General features: G+C 60.0%; 15 protein-coding genes. 5 read left to right on the top strand and 10 right to left on the bottom strand.

The window, feature by feature from the left end; translation table 11 throughout:
• The first annotated feature begins 55 nt into the window (after window positions 1–55).
• The gene (locus tag A7D16_RS15185) at window positions 56–814 is read left to right on the top strand and encodes a hypothetical protein (protein ID WP_239687017.1); all 759 of its coding nucleotides are present in this window, start codon (window positions 56–58) and stop codon (window positions 812–814) included.
• A 20-nt stretch (window positions 815–834) separates the two neighbouring features.
• On the opposite strand, the gene A7D16_RS15180 is transcribed toward A7D16_RS15185, so the two are convergent.
• Window positions 835–1,887, bottom strand: coding sequence for a DNA-binding protein (locus A7D16_RS15180; protein ID WP_032961134.1), 1,053 nt, complete (start codon window positions 1,885–1,887; stop codon window positions 835–837).
• Between the two features lie 274 nt (window positions 1,888–2,161).
• On the opposite strand from A7D16_RS15180, the gene A7D16_RS15175 reads away from it, so the two are divergent.
• Both A7D16_RS15175 and A7D16_RS15170 read left to right on the top strand, forming a co-directional pair.
• Window positions 2,162–3,742, top strand: coding sequence for an ATP-dependent nuclease (locus A7D16_RS15175; protein ID WP_017160746.1), 1,581 nt, complete (start codon window positions 2,162–2,164; stop codon window positions 3,740–3,742).
• Complete coding sequence (locus A7D16_RS15170) at window positions 3,720–4,817, top strand: UvrD-helicase domain-containing protein (RefSeq protein WP_017160747.1); 1,098 nt, start codon at window positions 3,720–3,722, stop codon at window positions 4,815–4,817. The genes A7D16_RS15175 and A7D16_RS15170 overlap by 23 nt, the downstream gene beginning before the upstream one ends.
• Window positions 4,818–4,832: 15 nt before the next feature.
• Here the strand turns inward: A7D16_RS15170 and A7D16_RS15165 are convergent, their stop codons facing one another.
• The 9 genes from A7D16_RS15165 to A7D16_RS15130 form a co-directional block, all read right to left on the bottom strand.
• The gene (locus A7D16_RS15165; RefSeq protein ID WP_017160748.1) at window positions 4,833–5,111 is read right to left on the bottom strand and encodes a hypothetical protein; all 279 of its coding nucleotides are present in this window, start codon (window positions 5,109–5,111) and stop codon (window positions 4,833–4,835) included.
• A 136-nt stretch (window positions 5,112–5,247) separates the two neighbouring features.
• Window positions 5,248–6,903 carry a phosphoethanolamine transferase gene (locus tag A7D16_RS15160; protein WP_017160749.1) on the bottom strand — a complete coding sequence of 552 codons (1,656 nt, stop codon included), beginning with the start codon at window positions 6,901–6,903 and terminating at the stop codon, window positions 5,248–5,250.
• Window positions 6,884–7,789 carry a cation diffusion facilitator family transporter gene (locus A7D16_RS15155; protein ID WP_017160750.1) on the bottom strand — a complete coding sequence of 302 codons (906 nt, stop codon included), beginning with the start codon at window positions 7,787–7,789 and terminating at the stop codon, window positions 6,884–6,886. Before A7D16_RS15155 ends, A7D16_RS15160 begins: the two co-directional genes overlap by 20 nt.
• 86 nt (window positions 7,790–7,875) lie before the next feature.
• Window positions 7,876–11,031: an efflux RND transporter permease subunit gene (locus tag A7D16_RS15150; RefSeq protein ID WP_017160751.1), complete on the bottom strand. Its 3,156-nt coding sequence runs from the start codon at window positions 11,029–11,031 to the stop codon at window positions 7,876–7,878.
• Between the two features lie 10 nt (window positions 11,032–11,041).
• Window positions 11,042–12,013, bottom strand: coding sequence for an efflux RND transporter periplasmic adaptor subunit (locus A7D16_RS15145; protein WP_017160752.1), 972 nt, complete (start codon window positions 12,011–12,013; stop codon window positions 11,042–11,044).
• Window positions 12,010–13,293 (bottom strand): TolC family protein, encoded by a 1,284-nt coding sequence (locus A7D16_RS15140; RefSeq protein ID WP_017160753.1) that lies wholly within the window; start codon window positions 13,291–13,293, stop codon window positions 12,010–12,012. The genes A7D16_RS15145 and A7D16_RS15140 overlap by 4 nt, the downstream gene beginning before the upstream one ends.
• Before the next feature lie 54 nt (window positions 13,294–13,347).
• Entirely contained in the window at window positions 13,348–13,728 is a 381-nt protein-coding gene (locus A7D16_RS23190; protein ID WP_152412167.1) for a hypothetical protein, read from the bottom strand.
• A gap of 350 nt (window positions 13,729–14,078) precedes the next feature.
• Window positions 14,079–14,696: a cation transporter gene (locus A7D16_RS15135; protein WP_017160755.1), complete on the bottom strand. Its 618-nt coding sequence runs from the start codon at window positions 14,694–14,696 to the stop codon at window positions 14,079–14,081.
• Between the two features lie 24 nt (window positions 14,697–14,720).
• Complete coding sequence (locus A7D16_RS15130) at window positions 14,721–16,679, bottom strand: cytochrome c/FTR1 family iron permease (RefSeq protein WP_017160756.1); 1,959 nt, start codon at window positions 16,677–16,679, stop codon at window positions 14,721–14,723.
• Between the two features lie 90 nt (window positions 16,680–16,769).
• Between A7D16_RS15130 and A7D16_RS15125 the strand changes: the two genes are divergently transcribed.
• Together A7D16_RS15125 and A7D16_RS15120 are read left to right on the top strand one after the other, a co-directional pair.
• Window positions 16,770–17,183 carry a MerR family transcriptional regulator gene (locus A7D16_RS15125; protein ID WP_017160757.1) on the top strand — a complete coding sequence of 138 codons (414 nt, stop codon included), beginning with the start codon at window positions 16,770–16,772 and terminating at the stop codon, window positions 17,181–17,183.
• Window positions 17,180–18,451 carry a site-specific integrase gene (locus tag A7D16_RS15120; RefSeq protein WP_017160758.1) on the top strand — a complete coding sequence of 424 codons (1,272 nt, stop codon included), beginning with the start codon at window positions 17,180–17,182 and terminating at the stop codon, window positions 18,449–18,451. Before A7D16_RS15125 ends, A7D16_RS15120 begins: the two co-directional genes overlap by 4 nt.
• Window positions 18,452–18,457 lie beyond the last annotated feature (6 nt).

Raw genomic sequence — 18,457 nt, 5'->3', positions numbered from 1 at the left:
CCCCCCCCCCCCCCCCCCCCAGGAGCCACGCCGCTCCCTCATCCCCGGAAACCGCATGCCCGGAACCTCGTCAATGACGCCATCTGGGGTCGCCAGCATCGAGGAGTTGGGCCTTCGTGGCACCCTTTTCCTAGCCGCACTGTTAGCCGCGCAGCTACGACGCCTACCGGTGGCGCCCACACGCCGCTCCACCTTGCTGGTGCTGGACACGCTGCGAGACTTGGCCTTGATCCAAGTTCCCTGGCCAGCGGATCGATGGCAGATCCGCCCCGATGCCGAGGTCACGCCCATCGAAGATCTGCAATGGGCTTTCGCCTGGTCTACCCACGAGCGCAGGCACCTGCTCCCGGTGCTGGAAGACCAACTCGGCGATATGGCACACGATGTAGACTTGGCGGACGCGAAACTGGAGCTGTGGGATGAACTTGCACTCTGGGAGACCGAGCAGTTTCTGGAGCAGCAATTGCTCAAACATCACTTCGACCCAGGCTGGGCACGTGATGTGGGGTTCGTCTTTCAATCCGGACCGCGGGGCTTGCCGATCGCGCGGTGGCGTTACTGCTGCTGGGCGGCGGTACGCCAAGGTGCCTCGGTGGCGATGCATCTTGGCGTGCACGACAGCGCCCATGTGCGGGAAGCCATCTTTCAGGAGGTCCAGAAGCGCCTGCGCTACCTGATGACCAGTTCGCCCGAGCAAGGCATGTTCAAGCCCTATCATTTGGCACCGGAGTCCTCAGTAGCCAAACTGTTTGTAGATTGGGTCGTCCCTATGGAATGGGCGTACTGGACAGGTGAGCGCCACCCCAGCCGCTAGCAGACAAACGAGCAGCCTCGTCAGTCGGCTCCCCCATCTTGCGCATGGCCGCGCCGAGTTTTCTTCACCGCATTTTGTGCTGGCGTCAGTTGATTCAGTAGAGGCTCTAGCGCTTCAAGACGTGCATTGGCACGCAACGCATCGGCTTCAGCGCTCTCGCGGCGCTCACGCTCCCGCGCAAGGGTGTCTTGAACTTGAGCTAGCTCGTTGCGCATGGTATCCAAGGTCTTGGCGTCAGTCTTCCAGCGCTCCTGCAGTGCCAAATAGTCCGTCGCGGTCTGGCGCAACGCCACGACCTCGCTGTGTTGGCCTTCGTGGGCCTGTCGTAGCTGGGCAAGCTCACGCTCAATCCGCCCGTGGCGCTCCAGCCATTGACCATTGTCGCGGTTCAGCACCAACAGCTCCTGATTCTTCGCGCCCAAGGCTTCATTGGCCTGACGTAAGGCTACTTGCAGCTCTTGGACCTGATGCTCGTGACGGCGAAGCTCTTGCTCACGCTGCTCTTTGGTTGAAGTGCGGTAGTGCTCAAGCGCTTCCCGGGCATGGGCATGCTTGTCCTCCAGAGAACGCGTATGCGCCTCATGATCAGCCAGCCGCACCGTCATGCCAGCGATGCGCTCGTTCAACTGGGCGATTTCCGCGATCCTGTCACCTAGATTCTGTTGAAGGAGGGCGTGAGCAGCTTGCTCTTGGTGCAGGCTTGCTTCGGTGCGCTGCAGCCGACTGCTCAAGGCGGCAGCCTCCTCTTGGGCACCGGAAAGCGCCTGTTGCCGACTGTGGAGCTCAGCCTGATGGCGCTCACGCTCCTGGGTGAGGATGGCCTCTGCTTCCTCCTGGAGCCGCGAGGCCAAGCGCGCAACCAAGTCCTGCAAAGCATCACTAACGGCTACCGTCCTCGCCGGACCGCCGCCTTCCTCTCCTTCCAGTTCACGCAAGTAGCGGTGGATCGTGGTCTTGGAGCCCGTGTTGCCCAAGGCCACTCGCACCGCGTCGACTGACGGCTTCTTGCCTTGGGCCAGCAGCGCGTCGCGCGCCTTCTGGACGTCACTCTTATAGAGTCCTGCGCGCGCCATCGTGCCACCTCACTTTATTTCGTAATGTATTACATACCATGTAATTACATACTATTAAAGCAGGTAGACGACCGCTCGTCGGCGAAAATAGTTATACGGGATAATATTGAATTATCCCGCGTAACCGGCGTTTCGGCCATTTCAAGTCGTCAAAACGGTACGAAACCGCCCAAGGCCGGCGATCGCTGGGTAGTATGGCCCAGAGCGGAAAGGAGGCCAGCCGGGGTGCAAGCAGGCGCCGCCACCGAACTCGTTGGCCATCAAAGGACTGTGCATGCCGATCGAACGTATCGTCATCGACAACTTCAAGTCGTTTCGCCATCTGGACCTGCCGCTCAACGCCCACATGAACTTGGTGGTGGGCGATAACGAGGTCGGCAAGTCCACTCTGCTGGAGGCCATCCACGCGGTGGTCACCGGCCAGCTGCATGGGCGCAATCTCGCCTACGAGCTCACGCCCTACCTGTTCCATCAGCCGACGGTGCGGGAGTACTTCGCGGCGCTTGCAGCAGGCACGCCGGCCTCGCCGCCACGGATCTCCATCGAAGCCTATCTGGGCGGCGATGCCGCGCTGGCGTCGTTACGCGGCACCAACAACTCCCTGCGCCTAGATACCGCCGGCATCCGGCTGCTGGTCGAGCTCAACGACGACTACCGCGAGGAGTTCAACGCCTACCTGCAGCAGCACCAGGGTGCGGTCAGCCTGCCGGTGGAGTACTACACGGTGCGATGGTATTCCTTCGCCAACAATGGCGTCACCGCCCGCAGTATTCCGTTCGACTCGACCATCATCGACACGCACGGCATCAAGACCTTGTCCGGTGCCGATCGCTATATTGCCGGCATCATCGAGCAGGCACTGACGCCTGCGCAGCGCGTCTCGCTGTCGCTGAGCTTCCGTCGCATGCGGCAGAGTTTCTCCGAAGAAGCCGATGTGGCGGCCATCAATGCCTACCTGACCGAGCACACCGGGGACATCAGCCACCGAGCGCTGACGGTGGGGGTGGATACATCGCCGCGCTCAACATGGGAAACCAGCCTGTCTCCGTACCTGGATGAGCTCCCCTTCACCCAGGCCGGCAAGGGGGAACAGAGCGCGGTGAAGATGAAGCTGGCCATGCACGCGGCAGGGGCGGCCCACGTGCTGCTGATCGAGGAGCCGGAGAACCATCTGTCCTTCTCCAGCATGACCCAACTGATCGACAAGATTGCGACCCTCTCCACCGCGCAGCAGGTGATCATCGCCACCCACAGCAGCTTCGTGTTGAACAAGCTGGGCGTGGACAACGTGATCCTGTTCAGCGCGCAGGGCCAGATGAAGCTGGACCAGCTGCCGAGCGATACACACGACTATTTCATGAAGCTGCCAGGCCACGACACGCTGCGGCTGATCCTGGCCAAGCAGGCAATCCTGGTGGAGGGCCCTTCTGATGAGCTGATCGTGCAGCGTGCCTACAGCGACCACCACGGCGTGGCGCCGATGGCTCATGGCGTAGACATCATTTCGGTCAAGTCGCTGGCATTCAAGCGCTTCTTGCAGATTGCAGATCGGCTGAGAATTCAAGCCAAGGTGATCACCGACAACGATGGCGATATCGCCGTTGTGCAGGAACGCTACGCCGACTATCCCAACGCCATCTACTACGATTCCGACGAAAGCGCCCCGTCGCTGGAAGAGCAACTGATAAAAGCCAATTCTGTGTCCGAGCTCAACACCGTGCTGGACAAGTCATTCGCCGATGAGGTGGCGTTGCTCAAGTACATGAAAGGTCACAAGACCGATACGGCCCTGGCGATCTTCAACAGCCGGCACTCGATCAGGTTCCCGGACTATGTCCAGCGTGCCATCACCTAACCGGGTCCTGCTCTCAGCGGCCGGCTCGGGCAAGACCACGTTGCTGGTTCGGCAGGCCTTGGAGCGGCCTGGGCGCCGCATCGCGATTGTTACCTACACGCTGGAGAACCTTGAAGAGATCCGGCGCTCGTTTGAGGTTCACGCCGGCGCAGTCCCCGCGCATGTCACCTTGCACAGCTGGTATGGCTTTCTGCTGCGCGAGTGCATCCGCCCGTACCAAGCTGCGCTTTGCGCCGAGCCTCGGGTAGAGACGATCCTGTTCGTGGAAGGTCTCACCAACAATCGGGCCCCACGCACCCAAGCCGCGCGACACTATCTGGCGGGCAACCGGATGTATTCCGATCGGGCGGCCGACTTTGCTGTGCGATGCGATGAACTGACCCAAGGTCAAGTGATGGCGCGCCTGGCGGCCATGTACGACGAGCTCTACATCGACGAGGTCCAGGACCTGGCCGGCTACGATCTGGATCTGGTCGAGCGGCTGTTGAAGAGCGATATCGCCATTACGTTGGTAGGTGATACGCGGCAGGCGACGTATGCCACCAACTATGCGCAAAGGCATAGTCAATATCGCGGGCCGAACCTGGCAGCGTTGTTCCGGATTTGGGAAGCGGATGGATTATGCCAGCTCGATCACCGCCTCATCAGCTTGCGCTGTGTCCAGACGCTCTGCGACTTGGCCGACGCGCTCTACCCGCAGATGCCACGGACCGAGTCAGGCAATGGCGAGGTCACCGGGCACGATGGCATCTACCTCATCGCTCCCGAGCATGTGGCTGCGTACATGCAGGAATTCGCTCCCACCGTGCTTCGGTACGACCGGCGGCAAGCGTGTGATGGGTTGCCGGCCGTGAACTTCGGCCAGTGCAAGGGCCGGACCTATGGGCGTGTACTGATCTTCCCCAACGGGCCATTGACGCTGTACCTGCGCACGGCCGATGCATCCCGCGTCACCGCGCCACCGAAATACTATGTGGCCTTCACCCGAGCACGCCAGAGCGTGGCATTCGTGTATGCCGGCGCGTGTGCGCTGCCGGGTCATCAGCTCTATGCGCCTGCCAGCGCAGACGCATAGAGCCACGGGCAGCGATCACATCTTCTCTAACGGCGCGCCGGTGGGCGGCGGCGGTACCGGGCCCGGGTCGTTGAAGCACAGCATGACTTGATCAATGTCGAATTGATCGGCAAGCACCTTGGCAATCACGGCGTGCACCAGATTCAGATCGACCGAGGGCGCAGCGACAGTGATGGTGGCCGTGATCGCACGGCCATGTTCTTTCCCGGGGACCAGGCGTAGATCGTCCACCGCCTTCACACCGGGGTCGGTAAACATCGCCGCACGAACTTGTTCGATGTTCATCTCGTTCATAGTGTCGAGGACTCCAAGGCAGTGCAACAGACGCGGCTGGTAGGCCGCAACGCATCCACTCTAGAGCGCGGGAGCTCTGACAGGATATGAAAATGCAGCCCCATGCTTCGTGCCTCGGCAGTTCCTGACGGCCTCTTCATGATTTTGTACAACCTGCGAACACATCTTTGCGAGGGTCGTAGACCTTTGATCCAACTTGCATTAGACCCAGAACCGAATGAAAAAGATTATCGTGCGAGGCAGGTTCCCGAGCACGCCGCTCAAGACAAGGACGATTCAACCCGCGCCATCGGGCCATGCCTTCGGATAGCCACGTCAACATCGGAACTTTCATTTGGGTATCAGGCGCGATCGCATACGGCAGGCCATGCAGATACAAATTGCGTTCGCCTAGAGATTCACCGTGATCTGATAGATAAATCAACGCACTGTCGTGTGTGGTGACGCCCTTCAGTAGATCAATGGCAGCAGCTACCATCTCGTCAGTAGCCAGGATGGCATTGTCGTAAGCGTTAACGACCTCCTCGACGGTACATTCTCCTATGTCCGGGCTTCGACAATCCGGCGTGAACTTGCGGAGCCGCTGCGGATACCGCTGGTAGTAGCTAGGCCCGTGATTTCCTAATTGGTGGAGCACGATCACAACATCACCGGGCGAGCTAGCGATACGTTCTTGTAGGCCTTTAAGCAGTATCTGATCCATGCAGCCTTCGCTACTGCACAAGGCGGGGTCTTGCTGATCACGGAACGACTCAAACGGCAAGCCATCGCATACGCCCTTGCAGCCGCCTTGGTTGTCTCGCCAACTGACATCGGCGCCAGCTCGCGCCAGGATGTGAAGCAGCGACTCTGATCGTTCAATCTTCTGCTCATCGTAATTGCTGCGGCCAAACGCTGAGAACATGCACGGCAATGAGACCGCTGTACTCGATCCACAGGCCCGAACATTACGAAAGTTTGTAACGTCTTCTGTCACAAGCCTGGGGGTCGTCTGCCGTGAATACCCATTCAGGCCCCAGTTTTGAGCCCTGACTGTCTCACCTATAACGATGATCAGGGCATGAGGCCGCTGAGACGTGCTGTGTCCAGGTGTCAGGATCGCATCGGGCGCGAGCACAGTCCGAGGGCCCCGATATGGCCCCAAGCCATCCTTTGCAGCGACACGGACAAATGAGACCAGCAAGTTTTCGGGAGCAATTAGATGTCGCATTTCCCGATTGTTGTGCATTAGCGGCGAGATATCCTTAAATCCGGCGATTGCCGCGCCCACCAACACGACCAATGCGATGGCGACCGTACCCAATGCCCGCAGCAGCGAAGCGAGCGGCGGTCTCCAGGTCACCTGAACAAAGAGCAGCACAAGGATAGGGAAGCTAGCAGACCACGCCACACCCATAACTAGGTTGCGGGTCAATAGTTGGTTAGATTCGGATGCGTCTGTTGCCAGGATATTTCGCGCCATACCTACGTCGAAGTGCACGCCATACTGGAGCGAGAAATAGGACAGCACTGCAGTGATCAAAGTAAAACTGATCAGCACTGGCTTGATTGTCCAGCGTGTACATAGAAGTCGTACCACAATGACATTCAGAGCCACCATAACGAGCGCAATACAGACTCGGGATGTTGCGCCTGTGAAACCGTTCAAGGCCTCTGAGGCAGTGACTGCCCGCCAAAACGCGGGATTCAGCATCAGCGCCGCATAGACTGCGACGCTCCAGACTAAAAGTTCGGGACTGATAAGCGGTCGCTTCAGTAGCGCACGAGCGCGCTCATGAATGCCCATGCGCATTGCCCTCATCAGCGCATGACACTTGTTCAATCTGTAGGGTGATCTCCTCGATCCCAAATAGCTCATCCACAGTCGCGCTGAGTTCGCTCCGGACCTCATCTAAAGGAGCGCTCTCTTTCTGCAACACTACATGCGCGGTCAAGACCGGACGTTTGCTGGACAGTGACCATACGTGCAGGTCATGCACCTCGCTTACGTTGCGATTGCGTATCAGTGCAGCGCGCACGTCTTCGACTGCAACTCCAGATGGAGCACCCTGCATCAATACATGTGAGGCTGCTTTCAGCAAGGTCCACGTGCGCGGGAGCACCCACAGGCCAATCGCGACAGCAATGATGGGATCGATTAGCGTCCAGCCCGTGAATCGGATAATGACTGCGCCCACGATCACGCCAATGGAGCCCAGCATGTCGCTCCACACTTCCAGGTATGCACCTCTAACATTGAGCGAATCCCCACTACCTGCTTTCAATAGGCGCATCGAGATCAGATTGACGACCAGCCCAAGTACCGCCACTACAAACATGCCAGTTGAAGCAACCTCTGGAGGCTGCCGAAAGCGGCCCACTGCCTCCCACAGGATGTAGAAAGCCACAAGGAACAACAGGCCCCCATTGATCAATGCCCCCAGTGCCTCCATGCGAGCATAGCCATAAGTATTGCTGAGATCTGCAGGCCGCTTGGCCATGCGAACAGCGAACAAGGAGACACCGAGCGCGATGACGTCGGTCATCATGTGCGCAGCATCGGACAGCAAAGCGAGGCTATTAGTGATCAGCCCGCCGATGACTTCCGCGACCAGAAACGTGGCCGTCAGGACGAGCGCCCACCATAGTGGCTTCTCGAATTTGACCTCGGAAACACCGTGATCGTGGTTTCCACTCATTTGAGTTCTCCCATGGACCAGAGTTGAAGCTGGGCCCAGCCGATGGCCCCGGCCGTGACTTCACGGCAGGGGCAATACTGATTGACTTAGGACGCCGTGCTTGCGCGATTCGCAAACCTGCTATGTACCCAGCGATAAAGCACCGGCAGCACGACCAGTGTCAGCAAAGTTGATGAAATGATTCCACCGATCACTACCGTCGCCAACGGGCGCTGCACCTCCGAGCCAGCCCCCACATTCAAGGCCATGGGTACAAAGCCAAGTGACGCTACCAGGGCGGTCATCAAAACTGGTCGCAGTCGGCTTAGCGCGCCCTCGCGCACAGCATCCGCCAAGCTTGTGCCAGTTTCGCGCAAAGACTTGATGAAGCTGATCAACACAAGACCGTTAAGCACTGCCACGCCGGACAGCGCAATGAAACCGATTCCTGCCGAGATGGACAAGGGGATGCCACGCACGGTCAGCGCCAGGATGCCACCAGTCAGTGCCAGCGGTACTCCACTGAAAACGATTGCCGCATCCTTGATCGAGCCAAAAGCCATAAAAAGCAAAGCGAAGATCAACACCAGCGTCACCGGCACAACAATAGCCAACCGCTCGCTCGCTGAAATCAGCTGCTCGAAGCTGCCACCGTATTCCAACCAGTAACCACTCGGCACCTGCACCTTACTGCCCACTTGGCTTTGCAGTTCGGCCACAAAGCCACCCAGGTCGCGATCCCGCACGTTTGCAGTGACAGCGATGCGACGTTTGCCGTTGTAGCGATTGATCTGGTTAGCCCCTTCGCTTGCGATCACCTTGGCTACCTCACTTAACGGCACTGTCCGGGCAACACTGCCGGCTGCAGCACTAGCATCGGCGGGCAGAGGAATCGGCAGGCTCTCTATCGCAGCAGGATTCTGTCGTAATGATTCGGGCAGCCGGACTACCAGATCAAATCGACGGTCACCTTCAAATAGCTGTCCGGCTACTTCACCGCCCACGGCTGTGGAAACCGTACGTTGCACATCATCCGCACTGAGGCCATAGATCGCTAAGGCTCGCCGATCAGGTTCAATTGTCAGCAACGGAAGTCCGCTGGCCTGTTCGACCCTGACATCTGCCGCGCCGGCGACGTTCTTCGCAACTTGTTCAACCTTCTGTCCGATCTGCAGCAACGTCGCCAGGTCGTCGCCGTATACATTGATGGCCACGTCCGCTCGCACGCCCGAGATGAGCTCGTTCGTTCTCATCTGGATCGGCTGACTGAACTCATAGTTGTTCCCCGGAATTGTCTCTAAGCTTTTTTCCACCTCCGAGACCAGATCGGCTTTTAGTTTTTTGGGGTTGGGCCACTGATCGCGCGGCTTGATCATCACGAATGTATCGGCCACAGAAGGTGGCATGGGGTCAGAGGCTACTTCAGATGTTCCAATCTTTGAGAACACCCGTTCAACCTCGGGCATTTTCGCCAAGCGCTCCTCAAGGACTCGCTGCATCCCGATCGATTGCGTCAGGCTTGTGCCGGGTATACGCATCGCCTGCAGTGCAATGTCGCCTTCATCCAGGCTGGGTACAAATTCGCTGCCTAGCCGCGATGCCATTAATGCGCTGATGCCAAGTAACACCACAGCCGCAATGCCGACCAGCGCACCACGTCGTAGACTGAAGTTCAACAGTGGCTCGTAACCTCGCCGCATCCAGGCCATGATGCGATTTTCCTTCTCATCGACCTTCCCACTGAGCGCAAGGGCAATTGCGGCCGGCACAAAGGTCAACGACAAGATCATGGCACCCGTCAGCGCCAGCACTACAGTGATGGCCATCGGGTGGAACATCTTCCCCTCCACCCCTGTAAGCGCGAAGATCGGCAAATAAACCGCAGTAATAATGCCCAGGCCAAACAGACTAGGACGGATCACCTCGGCGGTCGCAGCTGCCGTTTCTTCGAAACGTTCAGCCAAGTCCATCTGACGGCCAAGATGGTGCTGGCGTTCGCCGAAGCGCCGTAAGCAGTTCTCGATGATGATGACTGCGCCATCAACAATCAGGCCGAAGTCCAGCGCACCCAGGCTCATCAGGTTGGCTGAAACCCCGCCACGGGCCATGCCAGTTAGCGTGAATAGCATGGCCAGCGGGATCACCAAAGCAGTGATCAAGGCCGCACGGAAGTTTCCTAGTAGCAGGAAAAGGATAACAATGACGAGTAATGCGCCTTCGATCAGATTTTTCGCCACCGTGCTGATCGTGCGATCCACCAGCACAGTGCGGTCATAGACCGGTGTTGCAGTGACACCCTTCGGCAAGCTCTTTTCTGCTTCTTTCAAGCGCGCCGCAGCGGCCTGTGCCACGTCACGACTGTTCGAGCCAACCAACATCACAACCGTACCCAGAACAACTTCGTGTCCGTTCTGCGTAGCTGCACCAGTGCGCAATTCTGCACCGTCCGCCACCTGCGCGATGTCTTGCACACGAATGACGGCCCCACCGCGGTTGGCCACGACGATCTGTTCGATTTGCGGGATGTCCGCCACTTGCGCTGGCATCCGCACCAAAAATTGTTGACCATTGCGCTCGATGTAGCCGGCGCCTACGTTTTGGTTATTTTTCTGTAGCGCTTCGACTAAACTCTCCAGAGTCAAGTCCAGTGAACGCAGGCGAGCCGGATCAGGCGTGATGTGCACTTCACGTTTGTAACCGCCGAGCGTGTTCACCTCAGTGACACCAGGCACGTTGCGCAATTGAGGGCGAATTACCCAGTCCTGCAGAGTTCGTAGATCTGTTGCAGTAAAAGGCGTGCCATCAGCTTTTCGTGCTTTTGGATCGGCATCGATCGTGTAGGAGAAGATTTCCCCCATGCCCGTGGCGATTGGTCCCAAGGTTGGCTCGATGCCGACAGGAATTTGCGACTTGACCTGTTGCAGGCGTTCGGCCACTTGCTGGCGAGCGAAGTAGATATCGGTGCCATCTTTGAAGACCACCGTAATCTGCGACAGTCCGTATCTAGAAATCGATCTGAAGTAATCCATTCTCGGCAAGCCGGCCATCGCCGTTTCGACCGCATAGGTGATGCGTTGCTCTGCTTCTAGCGGCGAATAGCCAGGCGCTGCCGTGTTGACCTGCACTTGGACGTTGGTGATGTCTGGGGTGACGTCAATGGGCAGCTGTTTGAAGCTCCACACACCAACCGCAATCAGCACAACAGTAAGTGCCATCATCAACCATCTGTGGCTGACGGAGATCCTAATAATTTTTTCTAGCATGTCGGTCTCCTTAGTGCTCGTGCGAGGCGCCAGACTTTTCGATGTCTGCCTTGATCAGGTAGCTCTGCTCAATGACAACCTCTTCGCCAGCTTTTAGGCCATCCAGCACCTCGACGACTCGCGCATCCTTCTCGCCCAATTTCACGGCGCGAGAGGAGTAGAGTTCTCCGGTGCGAACAAACACTGCTTCATGACCATCCATTGTCTGGATAGCTTGAAGTGGGACGACTACAGCGGCGTCGCGCGCGCGAGTCGCAATCTTGCCAGTCACTGCAATACCTGGGCGCCATTGGTCCTTAGCGTTATCCAATGTCAATCGCGCTACTGTGCTCTGTGATGCGCTGGCCGTGCCCGGCAGCACGCTGTCGATCGTAGTGGTGATCTGTTGTCCACCATATAGACTCTCTAACGTGACTTGCTGTCCGGGCCGCACGTCGCTGATTTGGCGCCCAAAGACAGTCAGGTCAGCCCACACTCGGCTGAAGTTAGCGATCTCAAACAAGGTCTGCCCCTCGGCCGCTCCGCCGCCTGTCTGCGCTTGACGACTTAGCACCACTCCCGAGATTGGCGAGACAACGCCATATGTGCTGAGGCTCAGATTGCTCTCAATACTGGCGAGATTCTGTCCTGCCGTGACTTTGTCGCCCACATTGACGCGAAGCGCCGCCACACGCCCTGGATAGCGTGCGCTGACGTGAGCCACGCTCCCATCGATGACCCGGATTACGCCTTGCACATCGATTTCATTGGCCACCTTGCCGCTGCCAACGACAGCGACTTTGACGCCGTTTGCCTCCGCATCCGCAGCTGAGATCGTGGTCGATTCAACCGCTTCTTCTGCATGCCCGCCTGGCTCATCTCCCTGCGTGTTCGCAGGACCCGCACCGGGTTCGGTTTCTGTCGGCTGCTTCGAGCCTCCGCAGCCTGCAAGGGCAAGCACGAGAAACCACACCAACACGTTCATGGGGTTGGAGATTTTCATTTCGAAGGGGTATCCGTATTCGAGGCGCCTTGCGCCTTAACGATGGGTTGTCCCAGCAATCGCTGGATTTCGATGAGCGCAGCCTGTGCCGAGAGCGCCGCGTTGAGCTGACGCCGCCGCGCTTGGATGCGCTGGTCTTGTAACAACGCCCACTCCATGTAGCTGATGGCTCCTGCGCGCCAGGCCCGGTCGGCCGCAGTCTCGGCCTTTGCCAGTCGAGGCAAAACATCGCTCTGCAGTCGCTGCACTTCCAGCTGTGCAGTGCTGTAATCACCATAAGCCGTAGCAAGAGCTGAGTTCATTCCGACCAGCAATGCCTCGCGCTCCACGTTTGTTAGTGCCAGTTCTGCTTCCGCCGCACGTATACCTGGCTGTGCGCGACGCGACGCGCCTAGTGGAATGGTGAAGCCCGCCAAGATGCCGACGTCATTGCCACTGCGAAAGGCCCGGCCACCGACCTGCCATTGGATGTCAGGTGTGGCATCACTTCGGGCCAAGCGCAGCTGCGCCTCCCGAATGCGCCCTTCGCCGGCGAGCTGTGCTAGCTCTGGCGTACGCGCCAGAAAGCCACTCAACAGAGCGAAGTCCTCCAGGTTGGGCAACACCATGGGATCGCCAGACACCGCACCAGCGGCGGGGCTTAGGCTGTTCCAGAGCGATGAAAGCGATTGTCGCGCAGCCTTCTCAGCCTGATTAGCGCGATCGCGATCCAGCTCTGCCTCAGCCAATGCAGCTAGTGCCGTGAGCACCACCGACTCAGGAGATGCACCTGCCGCAAATCGGCGCTTGGCAGCGTCGACCGTACGGCGGCGCTGCTCGATGTCCAGCTCGGCAATCTCGCGTTGGCGTATAGCCGCAGCGACAGCCAAGTAGCGGCGTGCGGTCTCAGCCAATAGATCAAGTCGCGTTACTTCGCGCTGTGGCGCCAACTTGTCGATATTTGCTTGAGCCAAGGCTTTGCGCGCGTCAAGCTTGCCACCGCGTTCCAGCGTGCCGGCGAGCGTTACGGTGACTTCTGCCTGGTCGAATGCGCGATAGGCGCCAGATCCCAGGGCATTTTCGACCATTGCACCAATGGTCAGGGCAGGCTTGAAGCTTGCCGAGTCATAGTTGGCCTGCAGCACAGCACGCTGGCCGTCTACCAAGCGAAGATCGGGATGGGTCTGGGCGACATGTTCGATCGCCTGTTGAAGAGTTAACGTTTGACTAGGCACTTGCTCTTGCGCATAAAGCGCAGGCGCAAAGGCACAGGCGACCAGTGTCGCCAATCGCAACCACATGGGAATTCTCCGGAAAAGGTCAAAACAGTGATCGCCCGCAAGAGCGATAGACCATTACAGACCGATCGGAGGACGGATATCGAAACGAATGCGCACCGAACGTGCTTGCCACTGTCCGGACTCAGGCGCGCTGGCCGCCACTGCCAGTGGAAGACTTAATGCAAATGCAGATGGAATTGCACTTAGATGGCCACAGCAGTGAGAGGCGTGCATTAGAGCGTGAAAGAAGTCGCCGCCCTGACCATCTTCGTCATGAGCTGCATCCTGAGTGAGAACCTGCTCGTCACGATCGTGCAGGTGCTCAGCTAGGCCTCGCGCAGCTTCGTGCGTGTCACCTATGGCAGCGAAGATCGGGTTTATCTGCACCGCGAGCAGCAGCAACACCAGCGCCGGAAGGCGCAGGTAGCGGCGGAGTCGTGATGCGACAATAGACATTTGTAGGATAGTACTCAAAGCTCTGAGCGTTAGACAATTTCGTTTGAGCCCCTGATTACTCCAATACGTCAACGTCCACGCACTGAGCGCGGACACCCCAGCAGTAGCTGACGCGTGCTTTCCAGGCTTTAACAGATGCGATCGCCCAGCGGACCCCGGCTCAGCCGATATTGGGCAGCTGCGGACGTGGTATTTGCCGGTACTGACAAGGCCGAGTGACGCTCTCTGTTTCCAAAGGTGCGTGACGCAGCTTGCCCTCAAGTCCCAAGGGTTGGCGAGACATGTTGAGGTCCACCGTCAGGTGTGCCACCTGTAGCCCGCGTAGGCATTGCTTAGCCGGCCAAGTGCTGTCACGGGGGTAAGTTGCGCGCGTCGGCTCGAGCCCGGCGCGCGTCGCCCAAGATTTCGAAGGCTTCCTTGATCACGTATAGGCCGATTAGGGCGCCGATCACAAAATCCGGGTACGGGCTGGCCAGCCACCACACCAACAGGCCGGCCAGAATCACCCCAACGTTGGCCACCACATCGGCTCGGGTGAACAGCCAGGTCGCTCGCAGATGAACTTCGCCGGACTTCAATGGGGCGAGCATACGGAGCACTTTCAGATTCACCGCCAGCGAGACCAGAGCGGTACCTATCATCCAACCGCTGACCGGCTCGGCGCCGTACATCACCCGGCGGCCGACTTCGACCAGCACGCCTACGCCCAGCACCAGCAGCACGCTGCCACTGACCCACGCGGCGTTGGCCTTGAACCGCGCCGTGCGCCCGATAGCGACCAGGCCAATGGCATAGGCGGTGGCGTCAGACAGCATGTCCAGCGCGTCGGCCAGCAGCCCGGTGGAATGGGCAATCCAGCCGGCAATGCCGCCGATCACGGCCATCGCTGCATTCAGCACCAAGGCGATCCAGAGGATGCGCCGCTCCTCCTTGTTCTTGGCCTCGTGGTGGCACCCGCAATCACTCATGTCCTGGTCCTCTGCTGTGTTGTTTCATTGCTCGTTTGCGCCTGGCTGTCTACGCACACCGGAACGAGCATTGGCGAGGAACCCCACGATGGCGGCGGTGCCTACCAATACCTGCGCCAGCAGCGACTGCCAGGTGGGATACAGGCCGATCCATTCGATGCGCGGCAACGCGAGCGGTGTTTGAGAGATCCAGCCGGCTTCCTGCAACGCGGCCACGCCTTTACCGATCAGGATGACCGCCATCACCGCGATGAGAATCGAGCTGATCGAAAAGAACCGGCTAATCGGCAGTCGCCTGCTCATGCGCAGCATCGAGTACGCCACCGCGGCCAACACCGCGATTCCCGCCACCAGGCCTGCGAGGATGGCGGTGGACGCCTGGTCGCTCCACATCGCGATGTAGAACAAGATCGTCTCAAACACCTCGCGGTACACCGCGACAAAGGCCAGCATGAACAGAAAAACAGCCGAGCGCCGTGTCAGCGCGGTCGTCAGCTTGGCGTGCAGGTACTCCTGCCACCGTCCTGCAAGGCTCTTTTGGTGCATCCAGATGCCTACGCTGAGCAGGACAGCGGCAGCGAACAATGCCGAGACGCCCTCAGTGACTTCCCGGTTCGCACCGCTGATATCAACAAAGTAAGTGGCCACTGCCCAGGTAGCTGCACCTGCCAACAACGCGCAAATCCAACCCGCATGCACATACGGCAACACATCAGACCGCTCGGCTTTACGCAAGAACGCCACGATGCCAATCACGATCAACAGCGCCTCCAGTCCTTCGCGTACCAGGATGGTAAAGCTGCCCAGAAATGCGGTGCTGGCGCCTATTCGGGTGTCCTGCAGCGCCAAGTCCGCCCGATCAAACAGCTGGGCAATTTGCGCTGCCTGCCCGGCAACGTCAGCCGCGGGCGCATGCTGGTCCAGCTGCGCGCGGTAGCCTGCCATGGCCGTTTCGATCTCTCGCAGCAATGACGGATTGCGCGTGGCCAGCGTGGGCTCAAGCGGCTCTACTCCATCCAGATAGGACGAGAGCGCAAGCTTTTTGGCTTGAGCCAGGTCCTCAACAGCGTAAGCGCGCTGGCTGGCGGCCAGTTGCTGCCGCGCCACCGCAAAGCGATCGGCTCCTGGTACCGCTTCGTTGACAGCCTGTGGCTGCGAACGCAGGTAGGCGATGATCGCGTTTGCCTGATCAGCGGGCATCGTGGTGGCAAGATCGGCTTCCCGCGTGCGCGTCAGCGATTCGAGGGTGGGAATGCGTGCATGGGCCTCCGTACTGGTGCGCCATAACGCCTCACCTTGAGCCTTGGCTTGCGAGGAGTACCCCAAGCTGCCCACATAGAATGCCAACGCCCAGCGATCACTTTCTGACAGCCCAGAGAAGCTGACCATGCCGGTACCCGGCACACCCTGGGAAATGACCTCGTACAACGACAGCGGGGTGCGCTGCGCGGCGCGAGTGGCATCGGTGAACGCGATCGGCGGCGGACTTAACGCTTGCGCGGCGGGGCCATCACCGTGACCTGTGGGGCCGTGACAGGCCGCGCACTGCTGGCTGTAGATGGACGCGGCCTGGGAGGTTTTCGGCGGGCTCGCCGGAACCGCGCCGATCGGGTAGTGGGCCAACAGCGCCGTGCCGAGCCCGCGCGCCAACGTTGCTACCTGCGCAGGGTCGGCCTTCTCTGCCACCGCCTGGACTAGGCGGTCGGCCTGGGCCGTCAGCTCCTGCTGGTTCGGGCCACCGGGCAATGCCGCCAGCTGACTGCGGACGGCGCCAGCAAACTCGCTCATTTCGGCGTATTCGCTGGGGGCAATAACGCGGCCGGCCTGGACCGCGCCGGGGTAGTCGACCGCGATGTAATCGAGCATCTGCCACGTTTGGCGCAGGTCTGCTGTGGGAGGCTCCGCCTGAGCGGAAGCGGGCAGAACCCAGCCGATCAGCAAGGCAATCAGGCAGTAGCGAATCAAGGAGATGGGCAGTGGCATGGTCGTCACACGCAGCGGCGCGGCCGGAGTGGCGGCGAATACGAGCTCAGCGTAAAGTCCGTAGCTACTACGGAGTCAAGTGTACTACGAATGAAAATCAGTGAGGCTGCCGACGCCAGTGGATGCCACCTGGAGACGATCCGCTATTACGAGCGGATCGGCCTGCTGCCGCGCCCGGGGCGCTCGGGCAATGGCTACCGGGTCTATGGCCCGGCCGACATCGAGCGGCTGCGCTTCATTGCGCGCGGCCGGGACCTAGGCTTCAGCCTGGAGGAGGTCCGCAGCCTGCTGCAGCTGGCCGGCGATGAGGAGCTTTCGTGCGGCGACGTGGATCGGCTGGCACGCAGCCATCTGACGGACGTGCGGGCGCGCATGGCCGACCTGCAGCGCATGGCCAGCGAGTTGGAACGGGTGATTGCCAGTTGCCACGGCGGGCAGCGGGCGGAATGCACCATTCTGTCGACCCTGCGGCAGCCGGTCGCTGTGGAGGCCACGCGCCAGTGACCGAACTGGACCGCTACCTCGATGCGGCCACGCGCCAGAACACGGTGCGCAGCTATGCGTCGGCGCTGCGGCACTTTGAAGTCGAGTGGCAAGGCCACCTCCCAGCGACACCTGACAGCGTGGCCCGATACCTGGCCGCGTATGCGCAGACCCTGGCCACCAGCACCCTTCGCCAGCGCCTGGCCGCCATCGCCTCTTGGCACCGCGACCACGGATTTGTCGATCCCACCCGGTCGCCGCTGGTGCGCAAGGTGCTCAAAGGCATCCAGACCCTGCACCCCGGGCAGGTCAAGCAAGCCGCGCCGCTCCAGATTCGGCGGCTGGTCGAGCTCGATGACTGGTTGGCTGCAGCGATTGCTGCGGCGCATGCCCGCGGCGACGGAGCGGCGGCGCTGCGCCATCAACGCGACCGAGCGCTGGTGCTGCTCGGATTCTGGCGAGGTTTCCGTGGCGATGAACTGCTGCGTCTGGAAGTGGCCCACCTCACGCTAGTGCCGGGACAGGGGATGACCTGCTTCCTGCCGCGCAGCAAGGGCGATCGGCAGGCGGCCGGCGTCACCTATAAGGTGCCGGCGTTATCGCGGCTGTGTCCGGTGGAGGCGACCCAAGCGTGGCTGCAGGCGGCTGACTTGCAAGAAGGGCCGGTGTTTCGGGCGGTCAACCAATGGGGCCAGGTCAGCGCTGAAGGGCTCCATCCCAACAGTTTGGTGCGCCTGCTGCGCGAGTTGCTGGCCAGTGCCGGTTTTGCCGATGCGGGGCTCCACAGTAGCCATTCGCTGCGTCGAGGCTTTGCCAGCTGGGCCAACGACCAAGGCTGGGACATGAAGGCGTTGATGGAGTACGTGGGCTGGCGCGATGTGCAGTCGGCCATGCGCTACCTGAATGGGCGTGACCCGTTTGCCCGGGACCGCATTGAAGCGAGCCTACCCAGTCCAACCGCGCCGGTACCGGCGATGGCACTGCCGGCACCCGAGAGTAAATCTGCGCTGCAGCTCCGTCTGCGCATGGTGCTGACCCCGTTTGCCCGCGCGGGCCGCGGCGCGGCCAAGGCCCGGGGCCGGATTGAAGATATCTGCTTGGCTCCGTTCCAGGCTGTGCGTCTGAACACCGCCAGCAGCGAGTACCGGTTAGCTGTTCCCACCGATCCCGATCGGGATCTGGATGAAATCCTGGCCACGTTGCTCGATGACATGCACCGCATGGCCGATACGCACCAGTGTTTCCTGGAAGCGTCTCTCAATACAGACGACGGCCGGCATTGGGATTGATCCCCT

It is taken from the genome of Xanthomonas nasturtii, from assembly GCF_001660815.1.
In the GTDB taxonomy this organism is placed as follows: Bacteria; Pseudomonadota; Gammaproteobacteria; order Xanthomonadales; family Xanthomonadaceae; genus Xanthomonas; species Xanthomonas nasturtii.
Note: the sequence above shows the minus strand (reverse complement) of the source record. Positions and strands in the feature narration are given on the sequence as shown.

Coding starts and splice junctions, on each gene's coding strand:
- A7D16_RS15185 (WP_239687017.1), top strand. CDS start 56: ATGCCCGGAACCTCGTCAATGACGCCATCTGGGGTCGCCAGCATCGAG.
- A7D16_RS15180 (WP_032961134.1), bottom strand. CDS start 1,887: ATGGCGCGCGCAGGACTCTATAAGAGTGACGTCCAGAAGGCGCGCGAC.
- A7D16_RS15175 (WP_017160746.1), top strand. CDS start 2,162: ATGCCGATCGAACGTATCGTCATCGACAACTTCAAGTCGTTTCGCCAT.
- A7D16_RS15170 (WP_017160747.1), top strand. CDS start 3,720: ATGTCCAGCGTGCCATCACCTAACCGGGTCCTGCTCTCAGCGGCCGGC.
- A7D16_RS15165 (WP_017160748.1), bottom strand. CDS start 5,111: ATGAACGAGATGAACATCGAACAAGTTCGTGCGGCGATGTTTACCGAC.
- A7D16_RS15160 (WP_017160749.1), bottom strand. CDS start 6,903: ATGCGCATGGGCATTCATGAGCGCGCTCGTGCGCTACTGAAGCGACCG.
- A7D16_RS15155 (WP_017160750.1), bottom strand. CDS start 7,789: ATGAGTGGAAACCACGATCACGGTGTTTCCGAGGTCAAATTCGAGAAG.
- A7D16_RS15150 (WP_017160751.1), bottom strand. CDS start 11,031: ATGCTAGAAAAAATTATTAGGATCTCCGTCAGCCACAGATGGTTGATG.
- A7D16_RS15145 (WP_017160752.1), bottom strand. CDS start 12,013: ATGAAAATCTCCAACCCCATGAACGTGTTGGTGTGGTTTCTCGTGCTT.
- A7D16_RS15140 (WP_017160753.1), bottom strand. CDS start 13,293: ATGTGGTTGCGATTGGCGACACTGGTCGCCTGTGCCTTTGCGCCTGCG.
- A7D16_RS23190 (WP_152412167.1), bottom strand. CDS start 13,728: ATGTCTATTGTCGCATCACGACTCCGCCGCTACCTGCGCCTTCCGGCG.
- A7D16_RS15135 (WP_017160755.1), bottom strand. CDS start 14,696: ATGAGTGATTGCGGGTGCCACCACGAGGCCAAGAACAAGGAGGAGCGG.
- A7D16_RS15130 (WP_017160756.1), bottom strand. CDS start 16,679: ATGCCACTGCCCATCTCCTTGATTCGCTACTGCCTGATTGCCTTGCTG.
- A7D16_RS15125 (WP_017160757.1), top strand. CDS start 16,770: ATGAAAATCAGTGAGGCTGCCGACGCCAGTGGATGCCACCTGGAGACG.